The sequence below is a fragment of the Phormidium tenue FACHB-1052 genome (assembly GCF_014696675.1).
Taxonomy (GTDB): Bacteria; Cyanobacteriota; Cyanobacteriia; order Phormidesmidales; family Phormidesmidaceae; genus Nodosilinea; species Nodosilinea tenuis_A.
On record NZ_JACJQN010000002.1, the window covers coordinates 187,213 to 205,888 of the forward strand.

An 18,676-nucleotide genomic window follows, 5' to 3' on the forward strand; every position below is an offset into this window, starting at 1 on the left:
AAATCTAACGAACCGTTGTCTGCATTTCTGAGAGAGTTGTCTTGCCATACTCGCCTGCCTTAATGCGAGAAACATAGTCACCGTGCTCGTTATTGATATCTACGCCGTTAGCGACTACGCCTAGGACATTTGCCTGAGATCTTTCTAAGAAAGACTTCGCTGCTAGTGCGTTTGCAGAATCTACTTTTCTAGGTCTTAGTACTAACAAGACACCGTCAGCCATGCGCCCTAGCACCGCTGCATCCGCAGCCCCAAGCAGCGGTGGCGTGTCAATCAAAATATAGTCATACTGCCGTTTCATCTGTTGAAGTAGATCCGCCATACGCTCAGAATCGAGGATAGCTAGGGGGTTAGGGGGAAGAGCCCCAGCCGTCATAAGAGTTAGATTCTCAGAAATTTGGTGTATAACATCTTGTTGAGTTTCTTCTCTAATCAGCACTTGACTTAGGCCAGCCCGATTAATGACGTCCCAAATGTGATGTTGTGATGGAGATCGCAGATCGGCATCAATAAGCAATACCTGTTTACCGGAATGGGCTAAAGTTGCAGCTAAGTTAGCCGAGACCGCAGATTTACCCTCTTCTGACACTGAACTGGTTACAGCAATGATGCGGTGAGGGGTGTCAGAACTGGTGAACTTTAGATTCGCTTGAAGCATTTGAAAAGCTGCCGAGACCATGGGTTGGTCTCTATCCAAAGCTGGAACATAAGCAGAGCGGTCAAGTCTACCAGCAAGGTAAGCTGCGGAACCTTCACTTTCAGGTCTAGTGCGAAACTTAGGAACTAGACCGATGAGGGTGTAGCCGAGCAGCATTTCGCCATCTTTAGCGGTTTTGACCGATTTATCGACTAAATCTAGGAAGAAGGCACAGGCAATCCCAAGTAAACCGCCTAGGAAAGTTCCCAACACAAGGGCTGGAACCAGTAAGCTGCCAGCGTCCTCCGCAGGTTCGGCCCTTTCCAAAATTTCGGCACTACCAACGGTTTGGTTTTCGGCTAACTGAGTTTGTTGAAAGGCTGCTAAAAGATTTTCATAGTTTAGCTGAGCTGATTGAAGGCGCTGAGTCAATTCCAACTGGCGCTTTTCAAGAGCTGGAAATGCTTGAATTCTCTCGGCATAACGATTCCGAGATTCAACTAAACTTTGCAACTGACTAGCCAAACTAGAGCGGTTTACGACTGCCGTAGCCAACTCTGTAGTGAGCTGCTGATCTAGAGGACTCATCTGCAGATTACCGAGACTCGCTAGCGCAGTTGTCCCTACGATGTCTTCAACTCGTTCACTAAGCAGGCTTTGTAGCGACTCTACTCGACGCTCTAGGTTAATAACTGTAGGGTGAGTCTCTCGATAGAGGCTGCGCTGACTGGCCAACTCAGCTTGGGCTAGCTGCAAGTCGGTTAATGCTTGCTGAACAGCCGTAGATTGGCTTAAGGTTTCAATGCGCTTGGCTTGCTCTAGGGGAATTGCTAATTGTTCTTGCAACTCGCTTGCCTGAGTGTTGGCACTGGCGAGAGTAGACGATACATCGCGAATCTGGGTGTCTAATTCAGCGATCGCCGTCACGGCTACCACCGCTTCGTCTTCAAGAACAACAATGCCATTGGCATCCTTGAACTGTTGCAGCGCTGCGGCCGAGCGGTCTAAATCAGCTTCAGCAATAGGCAATTGCCGCTCAATGAACTCTCTAGCTGTAGCTGCTTTTAAGCGATTGCTGAGAATGTCTCGCTCTAGGTAGGCGTCCATTACTGCGTTGACAACGCTAGCCGCCTCATTGGGATCATCGGAGCTGTAGGAGATTTGTAAGATATCCGCCTGCTCTGCGGACTCCACTTTGAGGGTGGTGCTTAAGTCCGCTGGCTTCAAAGGTAAACCGTCATCGTCCGTAAGACCCAGATTGTCAATGACAGACTCCATAACCGCAGTCGACAGCACAACAGAACTCTGGTTCTGCAGGTTGTTCACCGAGAGCGGCAGTTCTCTAATGTCAGTCCCTACTCCAGTTAGTGTTGGAGTCAGGTCTGGCCTGACCAGTATGCTGCCTTCCGCGCTGTAAGACGGATCCCGGGTCAAGGCGAAGAGCACCGAACCTGCCATACAGGTGCCTAGCACAAGAGTCGCTGGCAACCAACGTCGTTTTAGAACGAGCCAGTAGCGTTGTAGGTCAATTTCTTCAACGTAATCTTGGTAGGTCTTGTTAGTCATAGACGAATAGAAGTGAGATACGCCTGAAAACAGTCTGGTTACTTACGCAAGGCGGTAAGCTACTGCCCCATTCCACCTAGACAACTCGATTGCTTGGACTACAGACTCTAGCCTGCGGTCGATCACATTACGTGAAAATATCTAAGTCGCCCTAGTAGTGAACGCTGGTAGGTTTGAATAATGAGTCAACGACTCCTACAGCTACCTGTGTAATTTAATATAGACGCTTAAACCCTTTACGCAAGCATATCCTATGAAAGCAGCGGCGGGGGAAGGCGCATCGAGCTGCCTAGTACTGTCTTAACAATAATGACGATTCTGTGATCTTCAAGGCTCATCAGGAACTTGCTGTTGCTGATTTATTCACTTAATCATCGGCCTAGGCTGTTTATCTCCCGAATGCTCTTTAAATTCTACTGAGTGCGAGCAAGATCGGCAGCGGGTAGATAGCTACTAGAAAAAAGCCTGATGTTTTATGCCATCAGGCTGTCTCTTGAACGTCATTAAATTCACAATCTTGGTTGCAAGCGAGACAAAAAGTTTGCAGGGTAACAGTTAACCACCTTTTGCGATCGCCTTACACATGTGAACCTAATGTTCAAGCCTCAATAGGCATCTTGAAGCTCGTAGAAATCAGGAGAGATATAGTCTTTACGCAGCGGCCAGCCCACCCAGTCTTCAGGCATGAGCAGTCGCTTCAGGTTTGGATGGCCATCATAAACGATGCCATACATGTCATAGCTTTCTCGCTCTTGCCAATCAGCTGCTTTCCAGATCCAATATACCGATGGTACTCGAGGGTTATTGCGAGGCAAAAATACCTTAACCCTAACTTCTTCGAGGGTGTCGATACTGTCGTCTAATTTTGCCAAATGGTAAAAGCTCACCAGGTCTTTGCCCGGGCCGTCATCGTAGGCTCCTTGGCACTGAAGATAATTAAAGCCATAGGCGTATAGGGCAGTGCAAATTGGAATGAGAAACTGCGGTTCTACCGTAATTATCTCTATTCCCAGATGGTCGCGGGGCATGAGCCCATGGGCAAACCCATTTTCGGTTAACCAACCAGACACAGCCCCTGCCTCTACTAGAGGCGCTGTCGCTTCACCGGTAGACTCCGGCTGCGGGGATGATGCTTTGGAGTCTTCTTCAGCCATTTAAACCTCATTATTCTCGGGAGTCAGCTCCGCTACAGTTTCAGACATGGGCATTCCCATAGCTTCCATGAGTTCTTTGGGCGGCACCGTATGAGTGCCTGTCTGTAGGTATTGACCTGTTAAAATCGCAGGCACTGCCTTGAGCTGATGACTGCGCTCATAGAAACGATGGGTTTGCAGGGTGTAAGCCCGATCCTGCATAGACTCTGTAGCCACTTTCTTTCTAAGCTTGATGATTGCATCAATGATTGCCTCCGGCCTGGGAGGGCAGCCAGGGATATAAACATCGACAGGAATGAGCTTGTCGACACCACGCACGGCTGAAGGAGAATCAGTGCTAAACATGCCGCCTGTGATGGTACAGGCTCCCATCGCAATCACGTACTTAGGATCCGGCATTTGCTCGTAGAGTCGCACTAGAGCAGGAGCCATTTTCATGGTGACAGTGCCAGCAGTAATGATTAGATCGGCTTGACGAGGGCTGGCTCTGGGCAACAATCCAAAGCGGTCGAAGTCAAACCGAGAACCAATTAGCGCTGCAAACTCGATGAAGCAGCAGGCTGTGCCGTAGAGCAAGGGAAACAAGCTGGATAGCCGACACCAGTTGTAAAGGTCATCAACCGTAGTCAAAATGACGTTCTCAGATAGCCCGTGGGTTACAGCAGGCAGTGCTGAAGGATTGGCGAGCTTTTCCCCTGGGGCCAGAGAAAACGGATCGGTGGCTGAGGGGGGGATCATGACCATTCCAAGGCTCCTTTACGCCAAGCGTACACAAGACCGACGACCAAAATGGCAATAAAAATCAGTGCTTCTACGAATGCTAACAAGCCTAGCTGATTAAACGCTACTGCCCATGGATACAAAAAGACGGTTTCCACGTCGAAGATAACAAAGACCAGCGCGAACATATAGTAGCGAATGTTGAACTGAATCCATGCGCCACCAATGGGCTCCATGCCCGATTCGTAGGTGGTTCTGCGGGCAGGGCCTCGGCTAACAGGACGCAGCAATTTGGAGGCTGTCAAGGCCGCTACTGGCACCAGACAAGATATGAGTAAGAAGACTAGGAAATATTCGTAACCAGATAAGACGAACACAGGTTCACCACCCTAGAAGGCTATACACACAGTGCGGTCTGAGACTTAGCAGCCCACGCGCTTCAGGTGTATTCTAGAGCAATTTGGCTGAGAAACTAAGGTCAGAGTTGATTTGGCGATGGGAGATTGGTTGTGCGATCGCAAACTTAAGCCCATGATTAGCCAAAAAACTGGATGGCCCAACTGTGTCATAATTGTTTACAACGAGCATTTTTGCCCTGCTCGTTTTCAGTGAACTCTCTTTGGCTACAGAGGACGGTCCATGGAGAATTCTCAACCATCCCGGTTAGCTCTGATTGAACTTAAGGTGCGTGAGTCCTATGAGTGTTGAGTCTGATCCTTCGGCTAATTCACCTGAATCTGTAGATCTGGCTGCTACTCCTGAGGGGGCTGACGGCCTTAAGGACAGCCTAGCTGATGTGGTTATCCTTTCTCCTAAGGAGATGGATTGCTACGAATGTCGGTCTTGCGGCTACTCCTACGAGCCGGTCAAGGGCGACAGCCGAGCTAAAATTCCTCAGGGCACTGCCTTTGAAGATTTACCCTTAAACTGGCGCTGCCCAGTGTGTAGCGCTCCGAAAAAGCGATTTGCCAATATTGGCCCAGTTAACTCTCCCTCTGGCTTCAAGGAAAATTTGAGCTATGGCCTGGGCGTGAATCGGTTGACGCCTAGCCAGAAAAATATTTTAATTTTTGGCGCTTTGGCCGTAGGGTTTATGTTTTTCATCAGCCTCTATGGCTTGAGATAGCGCCGTAAGCGCTATTTGGGAAGAGCCTCAAGGGTAAAGAGCTTGCCCTGCGCTGATTTAACTTAAGTGTTGTTTAGGAAGTACGGGTTCTGATTATCTATGCACGCTGCGTTTGACTGGTTAAAGCGAGGCCTAGTGATGCTGGTGGCGGTGCTGCTGACAACCAGCTGCTCTAGTTATTTTTTGGCGGACGCAGACGTGCATCCCTGGGAAGTAATCCAGGTGCCGGTGAAGTCTACTCTATCCGACATTGCATTCACTCAAGACGCCAACCATGGCTGGATTGTGGGCAGTCGCAATACCCTACTAGAGACCCAGGATGGCGGTAGCACCTGGCAAGTTCGCGAGCTGGCCCTGGAAGACCAATCCTATACGTTTACCTCCGTCGACTTTGCCGGTAATGAGGGATGGGTTTCGGGGCTGCCATCGGTTCTACTGCATACTGGCGATGGGGGCAAGACCTGGGAAAGCGTGCCCTTGAGCAAAGAATTGCCGGGTTCGCCCTTTTTAGTCACAGCGGTTGGCAATAAGTCGGCTGAGATGGCGACCGACATTGGTGCAATCTACCGCACAGAGGATGGTGGCCGTACCTGGAAAGCTTTGGTGCAGGGTGCTGTTGGGGTAGTGCGGAACATGGTTCGTTCTGACGACGGTCGGTACGTGGCCGTGTCGTCTCGAGGAAATTTTTACTCTACTTGGGCGCCGGGACAAGATCAGTGGATTCCTCACAACCGCCAGAATTCAAGGCGTTTGCAAAATATGGGGTTTGACGATGATGGCAAGCTCTGGGTAATTGCCCGCGGTGGCCAGGTAAGGTTTTCTAACTCCCGCTCCTCCGATGACTTTACTGAGGCTCTCAGCCCCGAATTTGGTACAAGCTGGGGACTGCTGGACATGGCTTTTCGCACCGCTAATGAGATCTGGATCACTGGCGGTGGTGGTAATCTGCTCTGTAGCTTTGACGGTGGCAAAACCTGGTTGAAGGATAAATCAGTTGGGGATGTGCCCTCTAACTTCTATAGAGTGAAGTTTTTGGGGCCAGAGAAAGGCTTCATCCTGGGTCAGGATGGGACGATCCTCAAGTATCAACCTGAGGTTGCCTAAGGAAAGTTGGGGGAACTTCGCTGAAATAGCTTGTTAGGGTTTCCGGGGTTCTCTATGATTAGATCAGATTCTTCCTGTTCAGAGAGGAGACGTTGATATGGCAGGTTCTACAGGTGAGCGCCCCTTTGGCGACATCGTAACGAGTATTCGCTACTGGATTATCCATAGCATTACCATTCCCATGTTGTTTATTGCGGGTTGGCTCTTTGTGAGCACGGGTTTGGCGTACGATGCTTTTGGCACGCCTCGCCCTAACTCTTACTACCCCGACAATCAAATGCAGCTGCCGATTGTGAGCGATCGCTTTGAGGCGAAAGATCAGATCGACACGTTCTCAAATCGATAACGCTTTAGTATTCCAACGTTTGATTGAACCTATGCAAAGCAATTCTCCCAACGAGCCCATTACCTACCCGATCTTCACCGTGCGCTGGCTAGCTGTGCACACCTTAGGGGTGCCCAGCGTGTTTTTCCTCGGGGCGATCGCGGCAATGCAGTTTATTCAACGGTAAGAGAAAACCATGGATCGTAGTCCAAACCCGAATAAGCAACCGGTAGAACTTAACCGCACGTCCCTGTTTTTGGGGTTGCTGCTGGTTTTTGTACTGGGCCTGTTGTTCTCTAGCTACTTCTTTAACTAGGCTCCCAGAATTGTCTTAGCGGACATGGCTGCGGTGCTCAGACTGTGTTGAGTTTCTGACCCGATTAGTAGGAGGTGGATATCATGCTTCAGAGTGGACGAATTCCGTTGTGGATTGTGGCAACTGTTGCCGGTACGGGTGTGCTGGTGGTGGTGGGTCTGTTTTTCTACGGTGCCTACGCTGGTGTAGGGTCTGCTATGTAGCTGCTTCGAGCAGTTCTAGATTTAGAGGCTGGGGCGAGTTGGGCTAGACCCGCTTGTCCCAGCCTTTTAAGTAGGTCTAGTGCATGGTTAGGGGCGATCGAGGGCGCTGACGTAGCGCTGCACTAGATAGTCGATACCCGTAATTGCCGTGCCGACCACAACCGCATAGGCTCCTAAATCGAGGGCTTGCTTAGCCTGGGCTGGGGAAGCAATGCCGCCTTCACAGATAACTGGCACAGGGCACTGTTTTACCATGGCTTTGAGCAGGTCAAACCCAGGCGGGGTTTCGGTTTGAGTCTCTGCGGTATAGCCGAACAGGGTAGTGCCAACGCAGTCTGCCCCAGCGTCGATGGCTTTTAGCGCGTTGTCAAGGGTATCGACATCGGCCATAACAGCGCGGCCTAGACGTTCGTGAATTTGCTGAATGATTTGTTCTAGGGTCTCGCCGTCAGGGCGGAGGCGTTGAGTGGCATCAACGGCAATGATGTCGCTGCCGGCCTGGGCCACGGCCTCGGCGTGATGGAACTGAGGGGTAATGTAGACCTCCGAGGGCGGCATCACCTGCTTCCACAGGCCAATGAGGGGGGCCTGGCAGCGTACTCGCACGGCTTGGATGTGATCAGGGGTGTCGATGCGTACTCCGACGGCTGCACGGTTAAGGGCAGCTTCGGCCATGGCTGCGATCGCCGTCGCATTGTGCAGGGGCGAGTCAACCGGAGCCTGGCACGATACGATTAGCCCGCCCCGTAGTGATTCCAGAATGCTCTTCAAGGTAGGACGTACTCCACAACAGCGCTATCTAGTTTGATCTATGGCAACTCGGATTTCAAAAACTCTGCTGGTGGCCTCTATTGGTCTACTGGCTTTGGTAATTGTGCTCAATAACCTGACGGACTACAACGCCAATTTTAGGTACATTCAGCACGTGCTGAGCATGGATACTGTCTTTGCAGACAGCCAGTTGACCTGGCGAGCCGTGACCTCACCCGGCCTGCAAAAGATCGCCTACGGGGCGATTATCGGGGTGGAGTCGGCGATCGCCGTTCTCTGTCTAAGTGGAGCCGTGCGCTTGCTAAAAGTTGTCAATTGCGACAGCATCACCTTTAACCGCGCTAAGGCTACGGCCATCTACGGGCTGACCTTGGCATTTCTATTTTGGTTTGTGGGCTTCATGGTAGTGGCTGGGGAGTGGTTCACCATGTGGCAGTCACTGGAGTGGAATGGACAGCAGCCCGCCTTTCGCTTTATTGGCTGTGTGGGCTTTGTGCTGCTCTACCTCAGCCTGACTGACAGCGACTTGCCTGAGTAGGTTGGCCTCGGATTGGGGATGGGCGATCGCATCCCCTAACCAGGCTTTAACCCCCAGTTGCAGCCCATCTAAACCTTAGCCAATGTCACCTGTTCTGATTGGTCTTGATACTTGCCTCGGCGAGTTTCGTAGCTAACCTGACAAGGCTCACCCTCGAAGAAAATCAGCTGCACGACTCCCTCGCTGGCGTAGATGCGACAGTCGGCGCTAGAGGAGTTGGAAAACTCTAGGGTCAGGTGGCCGCGCCACCCCGCTTCAGCTGGGGTCAGATTGGCAATGATGCCACAGCGGGCATAAGTCGATTTGCCGATACAAATCACGCTGATGTTGTTAGGGACGGAGATTTTCTCCAGGGCTACTCCCAACCCGTAGGAGTGGGCCGGCAAAATAAAGTAGCTGCCGCTCTCATCAGTTTTAAGAGCAGTGGGTTCTAAATTGGCAGGGCTGAAATTTTTGGGATCAACTACCGTACCCGGCACATGGCGAAAGATCCTAAATTCGGCAGGCGATAGCCGAATGTCGTACCCGTAGGACGACAGCCCATAGCTGATAACCGGCTGCCCTAGAGAATGGTCGGCGTTCTCCAACTGCCGCACCAGAGAAGGCTGAAACGGCTGAATCATGCCCTCCTTAGCCATTTTGTCGATCCAGGCATCGTTCTTAATCATGGCAAAGCTTCCTGGGCGGCTAGGGCAAAAAGTTACGGCGAAACTCGGTCACCTGGTCGGCCACTGTGAGTAGCGGATCTGGCATGTCGGGGCCAGTGAGGATGACATCGACCTGGGGAGGGCGCTGCTTGAGAAAGTCTACAACGTCTTGGGTAGGAATCAGACCATAGTTGAGGGCTAGGCTGAGTTCATCGAGCACGACGAGCCCATAGCGACCTCGGGCTATCACCGCTTTGGTATGAGACCACAGGTCTTGAATAGCCTGCTGTTCGCTAGGGCTCACCGCTGGGTCATGGATGCAGCGCGGCATATCGGCGCGAATCCAGTCTAGATTTTGGCCAAACTGCATCGGTTGATCAGGCCCCTGATGAATGCCTCCCTTGAGAAATTGCACGATCAACACAGCCTTGCCCTGGTCGGCGACGCGCAGTGCCTGCACCATAACGTTGGTAAAAAAGTTGCGATGTACGGCGGTAAAGACTTGTACAGTACCCTCTACTGTTCGTAAAAGCGGATGACGAACGAGCGAGGTAGGGGACGGCGCTAGGGAAAGAGGTTTGATCTGGGAGACCATGGGCTAGTCCATCGAGGGCAAAGAATGGCGGTTATCCATTGACCACCAAAGCGGGTAGCAGCGTAACGCTACATTTCTGGCTTGGGTAGCTTGGATTGTAGGGCTAAATATAGCGTGATTCCCCCACCGTGAATTGACGAATTACTCTATATGCATTCATACAGTGCCTATGTACTGTAGTTTGCCCCTGATAGCTCAGCCCGATTGATGATCCTCTGGAAACTGCGCTTGAGGAGGTGAAAAACCCGCCTAGGCTAGGGGAGTCTGCTGTATTCTAGGGAGGGCATTAGGGGCACCTTTGTATGGCTTGGCAACGTCCAGATGGTCGGCAACCTCACCAGCTACGGCCAGTGAGTTTTGAACGCCAATTTACGAAATTTTCGGCAGGCTCTGTGCTGACCCGCTGCGGCAACACCCAGGTGCTCTGCACTGTATCTGTAGAAGAGGGGGTGCCGCGATTTTTGCAGGGGTCGGGTCGGGGTTGGCTGTCGGCAGAGTACCGTATGTTGCCAGGGGCTACTCCCCAGCGGCAGGCCCGCGAGATCATGAAGCTATCGGGTCGCACCCAAGAGATTCAGCGTCTGATTGGCCGTAGCCTGCGATCGACTCTCGATTTTGAACTGCTGGGGGAACGCACCCTCTTGGTAGATGCCGACGTGCTCCAGGCCGACGCGGGCACACGTACGGCGTCGATTACGGGGGGCTATGTGGCTCTGGCCGATGCGGTGCAGGGCCTAGTAGCGCAGGGCTTGTTGGCGCGATCGCCCCTTGTACACAGCGTTGCCGCTGTTTCCGTTGGCCTCATTGAAGACAACGTCTTGCTCGATTTGCAGTACGACGAAGACGTAGCGGCAGCCGTAGACTTCAATCTGGTGCTCAACGAGAACCTCAACATTGTTGAAGTTCAGGGTACGGCCGAAGAGGGTAGCTTTAGCCGTCAGCAAATGAACCAGATTCTAGAGGTGGGTGAGCTGGGCATTAAGCAGCTCTTGGCGGCTCAGCAGGCAGCGCTGCTGTAGGCATGGCATTGGGGTTGATGGCTGTTTATCTAGCGCTGCCCTGCCAAAACTGGGGGCGTTGCTCAGAGTAGCGATCGCCCTAGGCACCCCTCTGCTGGGGTGCAAGAGAGTAAAACCAACTCCTATCGTTAAGAAACGCATCAAGACTATCAGCTAAATTTTGCCCTTGGGCAGTCTGAAATTAGGCCACAGTCTGGAATCGTATTTTTTCTCGCGCAGGAAGGTTTGCCATGACATCTACAGATGCGTTTTCGGTTAAAGAAATCACGGTGAGTCGGCAGTCTCCGGGAGAAGAGCGCCAGGCAGCCCTACATCAAATCTACGCACAGGTGCTCGAACGACAGCCCTATGGATTTGAACGCAAACAGCTCGCCAAAATTGAGGCAGAGTTCTTGCGGAACAAAATTGGCGTCAAGCGGTTTCTGCGCGAGTTGGGCCATTCTGAGGTCTATCTCAATGAGTTTTACTACAATTCTTCTAATCAAAAATTTATTGAGCTGTGCTTTAAGCACTTTATTGGCCGTGCCCCCAGCGATCAGGCCGAAATGCGTCGCTACTGCGACATTTTGATGCGCCAGGGCGTTAAAGCGATGATCACAGCCCTGCTCGACTCTGAAGATTACAGTAAGCATTTTGGCTGCTTTACCGTGCCCCATGCTTGGGCTGAGGACAGCTACCCCTCTCCTAGAACATTTTGGGAAACCGAAGTGCTGCTGCATGAGCTGCACGGGCGGCGCGGCTGGATTGTGCCCACAATGACCTGGCACGACCTTCAGCTCAATTGCGACGGCGGCAGCTGTAGTTTGCCGGGAACCTCAATACAATCTAGCCATTCCCTGCGGACAACGGCAGCGGCTACCGTAGCCATATCGGGAGCAGAGGCGCTGCACCAGGTGCTGAGCACGATGGGGCCTCAGGATTTGGAAGCCTTTGCCGCTACCTTATCTGCCACTGAGCGCGATAAGCTGCGCCACTTGCTGATGCAGCCCGCCCGATAGGTAGTCGCGCAATCACATCATTTAGCGGCGCAGTTCCATAGTGGTGGATGCGAACTAACCTAGGGGTTCGGCTTCACCGTGGGCTGTCAAGAGGTGAAGCGGGCAAATTTTTTCTTGCCCACCTGCACCACTTTGCCGATCAGGGCATCAGGGCTGACAAACTCTTGGTTGGGATCGGTCACTTTCTCGCCATCGAGTTTTACCGCACCCCCTTGAATTTGGCGGCGGGCCTCGCTACTGCTGGCGCACAGCGGGGTAGCCCCGACCAGATAAAACAGTTTGGCCGGAAAATTAATTTCAGCTAGAGAAAACTCGGGCACCCCGGCAGCCGGTTCACCGGTGCCTTGAACCAGGCTGATGGCGGCTTGCTGGGCCTGCTGGGCCGCCGCTTCGCCATGGAACTGGCGGGTGACCTCTAGGGCCAGCAGCTTTTGGCGATCGCGCGGATTCTCCGGCAGGGTATCCAGCGCGAAGGGCGTCAGCAGCTCAAAGTAGTCTTGAATCAGCGCATCGGGCACTTTTTCGAGCTTGGAGTACATGCTCAAAGGATCTTCCTGTAGCCCCACATAGTTGCCCAAGGACTTCGACATTTTTTGGATGCCGTCGGTGCCTAACAGCAGGGGTACGAGTAGGCCAAACTGGGGCAGCAGGCCAAAGTGGCGCTGCAAATCGCGCCCGACGGCAATATTGAATTTTTGGTCGGTACCGCCTAGTTCCACATCGGACTGCACCGCTACTGAGTCATAGCCCTGCATCAGGGGGTAGAGAAACTCGTGGAGAAACACCGGATCACCCTTACCGTAGCGCTCGGAGAACCCTTCCTTGGCCAGCATCTGCCCTACGGTCATGGTGCTGAGCAGGTCGAGGATCTTGCCCAGGTCGAGGGCAGACAGCCATTCAGAGTTGTAGCGCACCTCCAGCCGACCAGGTGTGTCGAAATCAAGAATGGGCCGCACCTGCTCCAGGTAGGTTTCGGCGTTGGTCTTAACGTCGGCTTCTGTGAGCTGGCGGCGCACCTCCGACTTGCCAGTGGGGTCGCCAATACGGGCAGTGAAGTCACCAATAATCAGCACGGCAGTATGGCCAGCATCCTGAAAGGCGCGCAGCTTGCGCACTGGAATGCTGTGGCCCAGGTGAATTTCAGCGCCAGTGGGGTCGATGCCGAGCTTGACCCGGAGGGGGCGATCGCACTTCAGCAGCCGCTGCGTCAGGTTTTGCTCTGGGTCGCTAGAGTCGGGCTGGTGGGGAAAGACCTCGCTGATACCCCGATAAATGCTCTCAAATTCAACCGGGGAGGAGCTGGGGTTAGCCTGGGTCATGGTGAAAACTGAGTTCATGGGATAGGGACGGCGGGTTGGGATTGCCCAGGGGCCAGAGAAAACAGGTTTAGGGCACTAAAGCCATGGACGGATAAGTTGTGACAAAAGTGGCCCTTAGCTTCTCCTTATAACCATCTGTAAGGCTAGGATAGGCGTGCCTGCGATCGCCCTCAAGCAGTCTTTGAGACCACTGCTGGCGCTCACTTATCTAGAGGGTCATTATAATGGCCTAACCGTCACCTACCGACGGCCATCTACACCCTACGAATAGCCCTCCATCGCTACGCGCACCGTCGTTTTATAAGCAGCCTTTAAGAGCCAACGTGTCAACTAACACCATTCGCCACAAAAGCCGACGTCAGCCTCAGCCCCTGCGCCGAGCGCCCAACGCGCTGAAGTATGTTCAAGACGTGGGGCAAGTGGCGGCGGCAGCCCTGCTCGGCACCACCATGATTGCCAGTTCGGTACTGGCGGGCGGGCTGGTGGGCCTGGCCATTAGCTTTCGCAATTTGCCTGACGTGCGGGTACTGCGCAACTACGTGCCCAGCGAGACCAGCTATATCTACGATATCAACGGCACCCTGTTACACAGCCTCCACGACGAAGCGAATCGCGAAGTCATCGACCTCGACGAGATGTCGCCGCACCTCAAACGGGCCGTGCTAGCGGTAGAAGACAGCTATTTTTACTCACACAACGGCATCAACCCCAGCAGCGTGGGCCGGGCCTTACTGGCCAACGCACAAGCTGGAAGCACGGTAGAAGGTGGTTCGACCGTCACCATGCAGCTAGTAAAAAACCTGTTTCTCACCCCTGAGCGGGCCGTCAGCCGTAAAGTGGCAGAGGCCGTGCTGGCTCTGCGCCTAGAGCAAATCTTCAGCAAAGACGAAATTCTGGAGATGTATCTCAACCAGGTCTACTGGGGCCACAACAACTATGGGGTCGAAACCGCCGCCCAAAGCTACTTCAACAAGTCAGCCAGAGATCTCACCCTGCCCGAAGCCGCTGTAATGGCAGGCCTGATTCAGGCTCCAGAAAGCTACAGCCCCTTCCAAAACTACGAAGCCACCAAGGAGCGTCAGGCCGTCGTGCTCAACCGCATGCGTCAGCTGGGCTGGATTACCCCAGAAGACGAGGTGGCCGCCAGAGATGCGCCCCTACTGGTGGGCGAAGTGAAGTCCTTCCGCACCAGTATTTCTCCCTACGTTACCGAAGCGGCGGTACAGGAGTTGAAGCAGCGCTTTGGCAACGAAGCGGTGGTGAAGGGCGGTATGCGCGTGCAAACCACCGTCGATCTCAACATGCAGCGCATGGCCGAGGCAACGGTGCAGCGACACAATGCCCGCATTAGCCACATTGCCGATCAGATGGCTCTGGTGTCTATCGACCCCCGTACCCATTTTGTGAAGGCTATGGTGGGCGGGGTCGACTATCAAACCAGCCAGTTCAACCGGGCGATTCAGGCGTACCGCCAGCCGGGTTCAGCGTTTAAGCCGTTTGTGTACTATGTGGCCTTTGCCACGGGGCGCTACACCCCGGCTAGCAGCATTGCCGATACGCCGGTCAGCTATCCCGACGGCTATCGCTACTACAGCCCCAAGAACTACGACAGCAGTTTTATGGGAAATATTCCCATTCGCACGGCGCTGGAAACCTCGCGCAACGTGCCAGCGGTGAAGCTGGGCCAGGCGGTGGGCGTGAACCAAATTATTGAGCTGTGCCGCACACTTGGAATTGACAGTCCGATGCAGCCGGTCACCTCGCTGCCCCTAGGTGCCGTGGATCTCACCCCTATGGAAATGGCCGGAGCCTACGCCACCTTTGCCAGTAACGGCTGGCACTCTGAGCCGACCTTTATCGTGCAGGTGAGCGACAGCAGCGGCAATGTGCTGCTCGACAACACCCCTCAGCCTCAGCTAGTGCTCGACCCCTGGGCGGCTGCGTCGCTGACCGATGTTTTGCAAGGGGTGATTGCTCGGGGAACTGGTAAGGCGGCTCAGATTGGGCGACCAGCAGCGGGCAAAACTGGCACTACCGACTCCCAGCGGGACGTGTGGTTTGTCGGCTATGTCCCCCAGCTTTCGACCGCCGTGTGGATTGGCAACGATGACTACTCGCCGATGCGCTCTGGAACGACGGGCGGCACCTACGCTGCGCCAGTGTGGCGAGACTTTATGCAGCAGGCCCTGGCCAACACGCCAGCCGAAAACTTCAAGCGACCTTCGGAATTTGTGCAGCCCTAAGGACAGTTAAAGATTGGCTTCGTCGATTTGGGCGAGGACGCGATCGCGAAATTCCGGATCGCTGTTAGCCAGCCCCAGCAGTTCCCAGTAGGCGGAGAGGGTGAGCCCATTGGCCTGAATCAGGTCGAGGGCTGCAGCCTGAATCTCCTGCTGCATCTGGCGCGATTCGGTGTCGGTTTCGGCTCGCTGTAAGCCGAGTTCGCGCGACTCGATCAGCTTGACGACGGCCATATAGGCATTGACAAAGCGGCTAACGGTTTCTGAGGGAATATCGTTGGCATCGGGTTGTGCGGGGGAGACCGCTGCCGCTGGTACGTCTGCCATGGGTAATGAGGAGACAGCAAGGGCGGGGGTGGCCATACCCAGCACCAGCAGGATAACTGCGCTCAGATACACCACCCGATGCATCAGGCGCTGGCTTGGCCTCCCCAGCGAAGAATTGCTCCAGGTTTTGCCCCACTGTTTCAGCCACCGAACGTAGGGCTCAACAGCAGCAGTCATCCACCCAAAATCCATAGACCGACGGCTCAGAACGCGTTTCACCAGCCTACCCGAAACCAGATGGCCTATAGTGGTACTAAGCCTAAGCATAAATACATAATGACGAAGGAAACAGACTGCCATGGCAAGCGATGATACGGCTCCAGTGCCTGGTCAAGGGAGTCTCTCTGACCGAGAACTACAGATCGTTGAGCTAGTGGCATCGGGGCTAACTAACCAAGAAATTTCAGAGAAACTGGAGATTAGCAAGCGCACCGTCGACAACCACATCAGCAACATTTTGACCAAGACCGCTACGGGCAACCGGGTGGCTTTGTTCCGATGGGCGCTCCAGTCGGGCAAGGTCTGCATCGACGAAGTCAACTGCTGCCTACTGCCTGAAGTCAAGGCTGAGAGTCAGGAGGCTTAGGCACCGCCACCGGCCAACCTCGGGCTATGATGGGTGTTCTGTATTGCCCATTGAGAGCGCCTGCCCCGTTATGGAGTCGATTCAATCGCTGCCCGGAACCGAAGACATCTTGCCAAAGGCGCAGTTTGTGGGCCAAGACTTGAAGGTGGCCGACATTCATACCTGGCAGCGGGTAGAAGCGACGGCGAGAGAAATTTTGGGCCGGGCCGCCTACCGCGAGATTCGCACCCCGACCTTTGAATCTACCGCTTTGTTTGAGCGGGGCATTGGCGAAGCCACCGATGTGGTGGGCAAAGAGATGTACAGCTTTAAGGATAAGGGCGATCGCAGCTGCACCCTGCGTCCCGAAGGTACCGCTGGGGTCGTGCGGGCCTATGTGCAGCACAGTCTCTACGCCCAGGGCGGCGTGCAGCGTCTCTGGTATACCGGCCCCATGTTTCGCTACGAGCGCCCCCAAAAAGGTCGCCAGCGCCAGTTTCACCAGGTGGGCGTCGAGGTGCTGGGCAGCGCCGACCCCCGCGCCGATGTGGAGGTGATTGCCCTGGCCACAGATATCTTGCAGGCTTTGGGCCTCAAGAATCTGACGTTTTACTTAAACTCGGTGGGTGACAGGGGCGATCGCACCCGCTACCGTGAGGCCCTAGTCGCCTACCTCACCCCCTACGCGGCAGATTTGGATGAGGATTCGCGCGATCGCCTCACCCGCAACCCCCTGCGCATTCTCGACAGCAAAGACGAAAAAACCCAGGCCATTACTCAGGCGGCCCCCAGTATTTTGGACTACCTGGGCCCAGACTCCAAGCGCCACTTTGACCAAGTGCTGGCCCAGCTCAATGCCCTGGGTATTGTCTACGAACTCAACCCACGTCTAGTACGAGGGCTTGACTACTACACCCATACCGCCTTTGAAATTCAGTCGAGCGATCTAGGGTCTCAAGCTACGGTGTGCGGCGGTGGCCGCTACGACGGTCTGGTAGAAGAACTGGGCGGGCCGGCTACCCCAGCCGTGGGTTGGGCCATTGGTTTAGAGCGCCTCACCCTGCTGCTCGAAGCCCTAGAGCAGGGTAAGGCCGCAGTTCCAGACATCTATCTGGTTTCACGCGGTGAGCAGGCTGAAGCCAACGCCCTACAGCTGGCCCAAAAACTGCGCCACCAAGGGTTAGCAGTAGAGCTAGATCTCAGCGGGGCCGCCTTTGGCAAGCAGTTTAAGCGGGCCGATCGCAGCGGAGCCGCCGCCTGTCTAATCATGGGTGATGACGAAGCGGCCCAAGGCACCGTGCAAATTAAGTGGCTCGGTTCAGGAGAGCAGAGTAGTCTATCCCAGGCCAGTTTATTGCTCGACAAAGACGGACTGCTCAACCAAATTAGGACAGCTCAAACCAATCACCCAGCCCCCTAGAAGCTCGGCTCTCTGTAGCGCGAATCCGGCTAAAAATCACGCCTGATCTATGCCCTAAGGTCAGGTGGTTTTTGGCTGCGCCTTCCTCCCACGCCTGGGGCAGGTACGTTAGAATTCAGTTGAGTTTTACAAAACTTCAATAAACCAATGGCTGTTACCTACCCAAAAAAGTTTCTCAATACCCTGAGCGCCCGTGATGTGATGAAGCAGGTGGTAAACGATGCAGAAATCCACTACATCACGCTGAATCGATACCGCTACAACGAGCAGCGCAGCTGTAAAGATCTAACCGATCTCATCGAAACTCTCAACGGCAAGCCTGCCGACTTGGTCAAAGACCTCTCCCACCATGTGTCAGATGAATCTCGCCATGCGGTGTGGCTGACCGATCTGCTGGTAGATTTGGGGGCAGATATTAGCACCCCACCAGGTCTCTCTTATATTGACGAATTTGAGCGTCTCCTCGACCAGGAAAACTTCAAAACCGCCAATGATTTAGAGGGTGGCGTCATCGCAGCGCTTGTGTCTATCAACGTGACCGAGAAACGCGGTTGCGAATATTTTGCCGCTCACATTCACGCGCTTAAATCGGCTCCCCAAACCCCTGAAAACGTCAAAATTCGCGAAACTCTGGAGCGCATTTTGCCTGAGGAAGCTGGGCACGTCCGTTGGGGTACGCGGCGGCTAGCCGAGATCGCCCGCAAGAGCCCTGCTCACCGAGAAAAAGTTGAGTCAGCCAAGCGCAAATATACGGCTATTGAGCAAACGGCCTTTGAATCGGGCATGGATATCACTCTCGGAGCCGAATTCCGACGAGTCAGTAACCTGTTGGATATTGCCAACACCCTTCCCCTGTGGGAACGGCCTGGGTATCTAATGGAGCGTCTACCTGCCACGCTGCTGGCCCCCGAAGTTCAAAAGACTCGCCTCACCGCAGCTCAAAAAGCGTGGCAGCGAGACCCAGAGGCGTTTATGAAAACCTTTGTACCCATGTTCTTAGAGGGTATTAAAAAGCAGCCGATCGCCGCTTCTAAGCCCGCAGGTGTTGAGCCCTAAAAAGCCTGGGACACGTTTACTAAGGGTCTA

At 53.9% G+C, this 18,676-nt stretch carries 22 protein-coding genes; 13 read left to right on the forward strand and 9 right to left on the reverse strand.

All coding sequences use genetic code 11. From position 1 onward, the window contains the following. Positions 1-4 precede the first annotated feature (4 nt). From H6G07_RS04680 to ndhC, 4 genes are all read right to left on the reverse strand, one after another. Entirely contained in the window at positions 5-2,203 is a 2,199-nt protein-coding gene (locus H6G07_RS04680) for a GumC family protein (RefSeq protein ID WP_073607325.1), read from the reverse strand. Positions 2,204-2,808: 605 nt separating this feature from the next. Then, positions 2,809-3,357, reverse strand: coding sequence for an NAD(P)H-quinone oxidoreductase subunit J (locus tag H6G07_RS04685; RefSeq protein ID WP_073607324.1), 549 nt, complete (start codon positions 3,355-3,357; stop codon positions 2,809-2,811). After that, complete coding sequence (locus H6G07_RS04690) at positions 3,358-4,095, reverse strand: NADH dehydrogenase subunit K (protein WP_171972971.1); 738 nt, start codon at positions 4,093-4,095, stop codon at positions 3,358-3,360. Then, a complete protein-coding gene (ndhC, locus tag H6G07_RS04695) occupies positions 4,092-4,454 on the reverse strand; it encodes a photosynthetic/respiratory NAD(P)H-quinone oxidoreductase subunit C (RefSeq protein WP_073607322.1) in 363 nt (120 codons plus the stop codon). Before ndhC ends, H6G07_RS04690 begins: the two co-directional genes overlap by 4 nt. 320 nt (positions 4,455-4,774) lie before the next feature. Here ndhC and H6G07_RS04700 point away from each other — a divergent pair, with 320 nt between their 5' ends. From H6G07_RS04700 to H6G07_RS04725, 6 genes are all read left to right on the forward strand, one after another. After that, the gene (locus H6G07_RS04700) at positions 4,775-5,203 is read left to right on the forward strand and encodes a rubredoxin (RefSeq protein WP_084172903.1); all 429 of its coding nucleotides are present in this window, start codon (positions 4,775-4,777) and stop codon (positions 5,201-5,203) included. Between the two features lie 99 nt (positions 5,204-5,302). Beyond that, on the forward strand, positions 5,303-6,307 hold the full coding sequence (locus tag H6G07_RS04705) for a photosynthesis system II assembly factor Ycf48 (RefSeq protein WP_073607320.1): 1,005 nt from the start codon (positions 5,303-5,305) through the stop codon (positions 6,305-6,307). A 97-nt stretch (positions 6,308-6,404) separates the two neighbouring features. Next, positions 6,405-6,653 carry a cytochrome b559 subunit alpha gene (psbE, locus tag H6G07_RS04710; RefSeq protein WP_073607319.1) on the forward strand — a complete coding sequence of 83 codons (249 nt, stop codon included), beginning with the start codon at positions 6,405-6,407 and terminating at the stop codon, positions 6,651-6,653. 31 nt (positions 6,654-6,684) lie between these two features. Next, complete coding sequence (gene psbF, locus H6G07_RS04715) at positions 6,685-6,819, forward strand: cytochrome b559 subunit beta (RefSeq protein WP_073607318.1); 135 nt, start codon at positions 6,685-6,687, stop codon at positions 6,817-6,819. A gap of 9 nt (positions 6,820-6,828) precedes the next feature. Continuing rightward, entirely contained in the window at positions 6,829-6,948 is a 120-nt protein-coding gene (gene psbL / locus H6G07_RS04720; protein WP_073607317.1) for a photosystem II reaction center protein PsbL, read from the forward strand. Between the two features lie 83 nt (positions 6,949-7,031). Beyond that, positions 7,032-7,151 (forward strand): photosystem II reaction center protein J, encoded by a 120-nt coding sequence (locus H6G07_RS04725; RefSeq protein WP_071527210.1) that lies wholly within the window; start codon positions 7,032-7,034, stop codon positions 7,149-7,151. Positions 7,152-7,238: 87 nt separating this feature from the next. On the opposite strand, the gene H6G07_RS04730 is transcribed toward H6G07_RS04725, so the two are convergent. After that, positions 7,239-7,922, reverse strand: coding sequence for an N-acetylmannosamine-6-phosphate 2-epimerase (locus tag H6G07_RS04730; RefSeq protein ID WP_073607316.1), 684 nt, complete (start codon positions 7,920-7,922; stop codon positions 7,239-7,241). 40 nt (positions 7,923-7,962) lie between these two features. Between H6G07_RS04730 and H6G07_RS04735 the strand changes: the two genes are divergently transcribed. Then, entirely contained in the window at positions 7,963-8,460 is a 498-nt protein-coding gene (locus tag H6G07_RS04735) for a DUF2165 family protein (RefSeq protein WP_073607315.1), read from the forward strand. Positions 8,461-8,528: 68 nt separating this feature from the next. Here H6G07_RS04735 and dcd read toward each other — a convergent pair whose 3' ends face one another. Together dcd and H6G07_RS04745 are read right to left on the reverse strand one after the other, a co-directional pair. Next, positions 8,529-9,128: a dCTP deaminase gene (dcd, locus tag H6G07_RS04740; RefSeq protein WP_073607314.1), complete on the reverse strand. Its 600-nt coding sequence runs from the start codon at positions 9,126-9,128 to the stop codon at positions 8,529-8,531. 19 nt (positions 9,129-9,147) lie between these two features. Then, complete coding sequence (locus H6G07_RS04745; protein WP_073607313.1) at positions 9,148-9,702, reverse strand: P-loop NTPase family protein; 555 nt, start codon at positions 9,700-9,702, stop codon at positions 9,148-9,150. Positions 9,703-10,004: 302 nt separating this feature from the next. Here H6G07_RS04745 and rph point away from each other — a divergent pair, with 302 nt between their 5' ends. Further along, complete coding sequence (gene rph, locus H6G07_RS04750) at positions 10,005-10,721, forward strand: ribonuclease PH (protein ID WP_073607312.1); 717 nt, start codon at positions 10,005-10,007, stop codon at positions 10,719-10,721. A gap of 230 nt (positions 10,722-10,951) precedes the next feature. Further along, the gene (locus H6G07_RS04755) at positions 10,952-11,719 is read left to right on the forward strand and encodes a phycobilisome rod-core linker polypeptide (RefSeq protein ID WP_073607311.1); all 768 of its coding nucleotides are present in this window, start codon (positions 10,952-10,954) and stop codon (positions 11,717-11,719) included. Positions 11,720-11,805: 86 nt separating this feature from the next. Here the strand turns inward: H6G07_RS04755 and tyrS are convergent, their stop codons facing one another. Next, positions 11,806-13,038, reverse strand: a complete 1,233-nt coding sequence (gene tyrS / locus H6G07_RS04760) for a tyrosine--tRNA ligase (protein ID WP_073607488.1) — start codon at positions 13,036-13,038, stop codon at positions 11,806-11,808. Between the two features lie 323 nt (positions 13,039-13,361). On the opposite strand from tyrS, the gene H6G07_RS04765 reads away from it, so the two are divergent. Beyond that, on the forward strand, positions 13,362-15,281 hold the full coding sequence (locus H6G07_RS04765) for a transglycosylase domain-containing protein (protein ID WP_073607310.1): 1,920 nt from the start codon (positions 13,362-13,364) through the stop codon (positions 15,279-15,281). 6 nt (positions 15,282-15,287) lie between these two features. Here the strand turns inward: H6G07_RS04765 and H6G07_RS26815 are convergent, their stop codons facing one another. Beyond that, positions 15,288-15,824 carry a DUF4168 domain-containing protein gene (locus H6G07_RS26815; protein ID WP_244901902.1) on the reverse strand — a complete coding sequence of 179 codons (537 nt, stop codon included), beginning with the start codon at positions 15,822-15,824 and terminating at the stop codon, positions 15,288-15,290. 79 nt (positions 15,825-15,903) lie between these two features. On the opposite strand from H6G07_RS26815, the gene pedR reads away from it, so the two are divergent. The 3 genes from pedR (at position 15,904) to H6G07_RS04785 (ending at position 18,646) form a co-directional block, all read left to right on the forward strand. Beyond that, the gene (gene pedR, locus H6G07_RS04775; RefSeq protein ID WP_073607309.1) at positions 15,904-16,191 is read left to right on the forward strand and encodes a photosynthetic electron transport-dependent transcriptional regulator PedR; all 288 of its coding nucleotides are present in this window, start codon (positions 15,904-15,906) and stop codon (positions 16,189-16,191) included. A gap of 70 nt (positions 16,192-16,261) precedes the next feature. Next, positions 16,262-17,590 carry a histidine--tRNA ligase gene (hisS, locus tag H6G07_RS04780; RefSeq protein ID WP_073607308.1) on the forward strand — a complete coding sequence of 443 codons (1,329 nt, stop codon included), beginning with the start codon at positions 16,262-16,264 and terminating at the stop codon, positions 17,588-17,590. Positions 17,591-17,737: 147 nt separating this feature from the next. Next, on the forward strand, positions 17,738-18,646 hold the full coding sequence (locus tag H6G07_RS04785) for a ferritin-like domain-containing protein (protein WP_073607307.1): 909 nt from the start codon (positions 17,738-17,740) through the stop codon (positions 18,644-18,646). Positions 18,647-18,676: the final 30 nt, after the last annotated feature.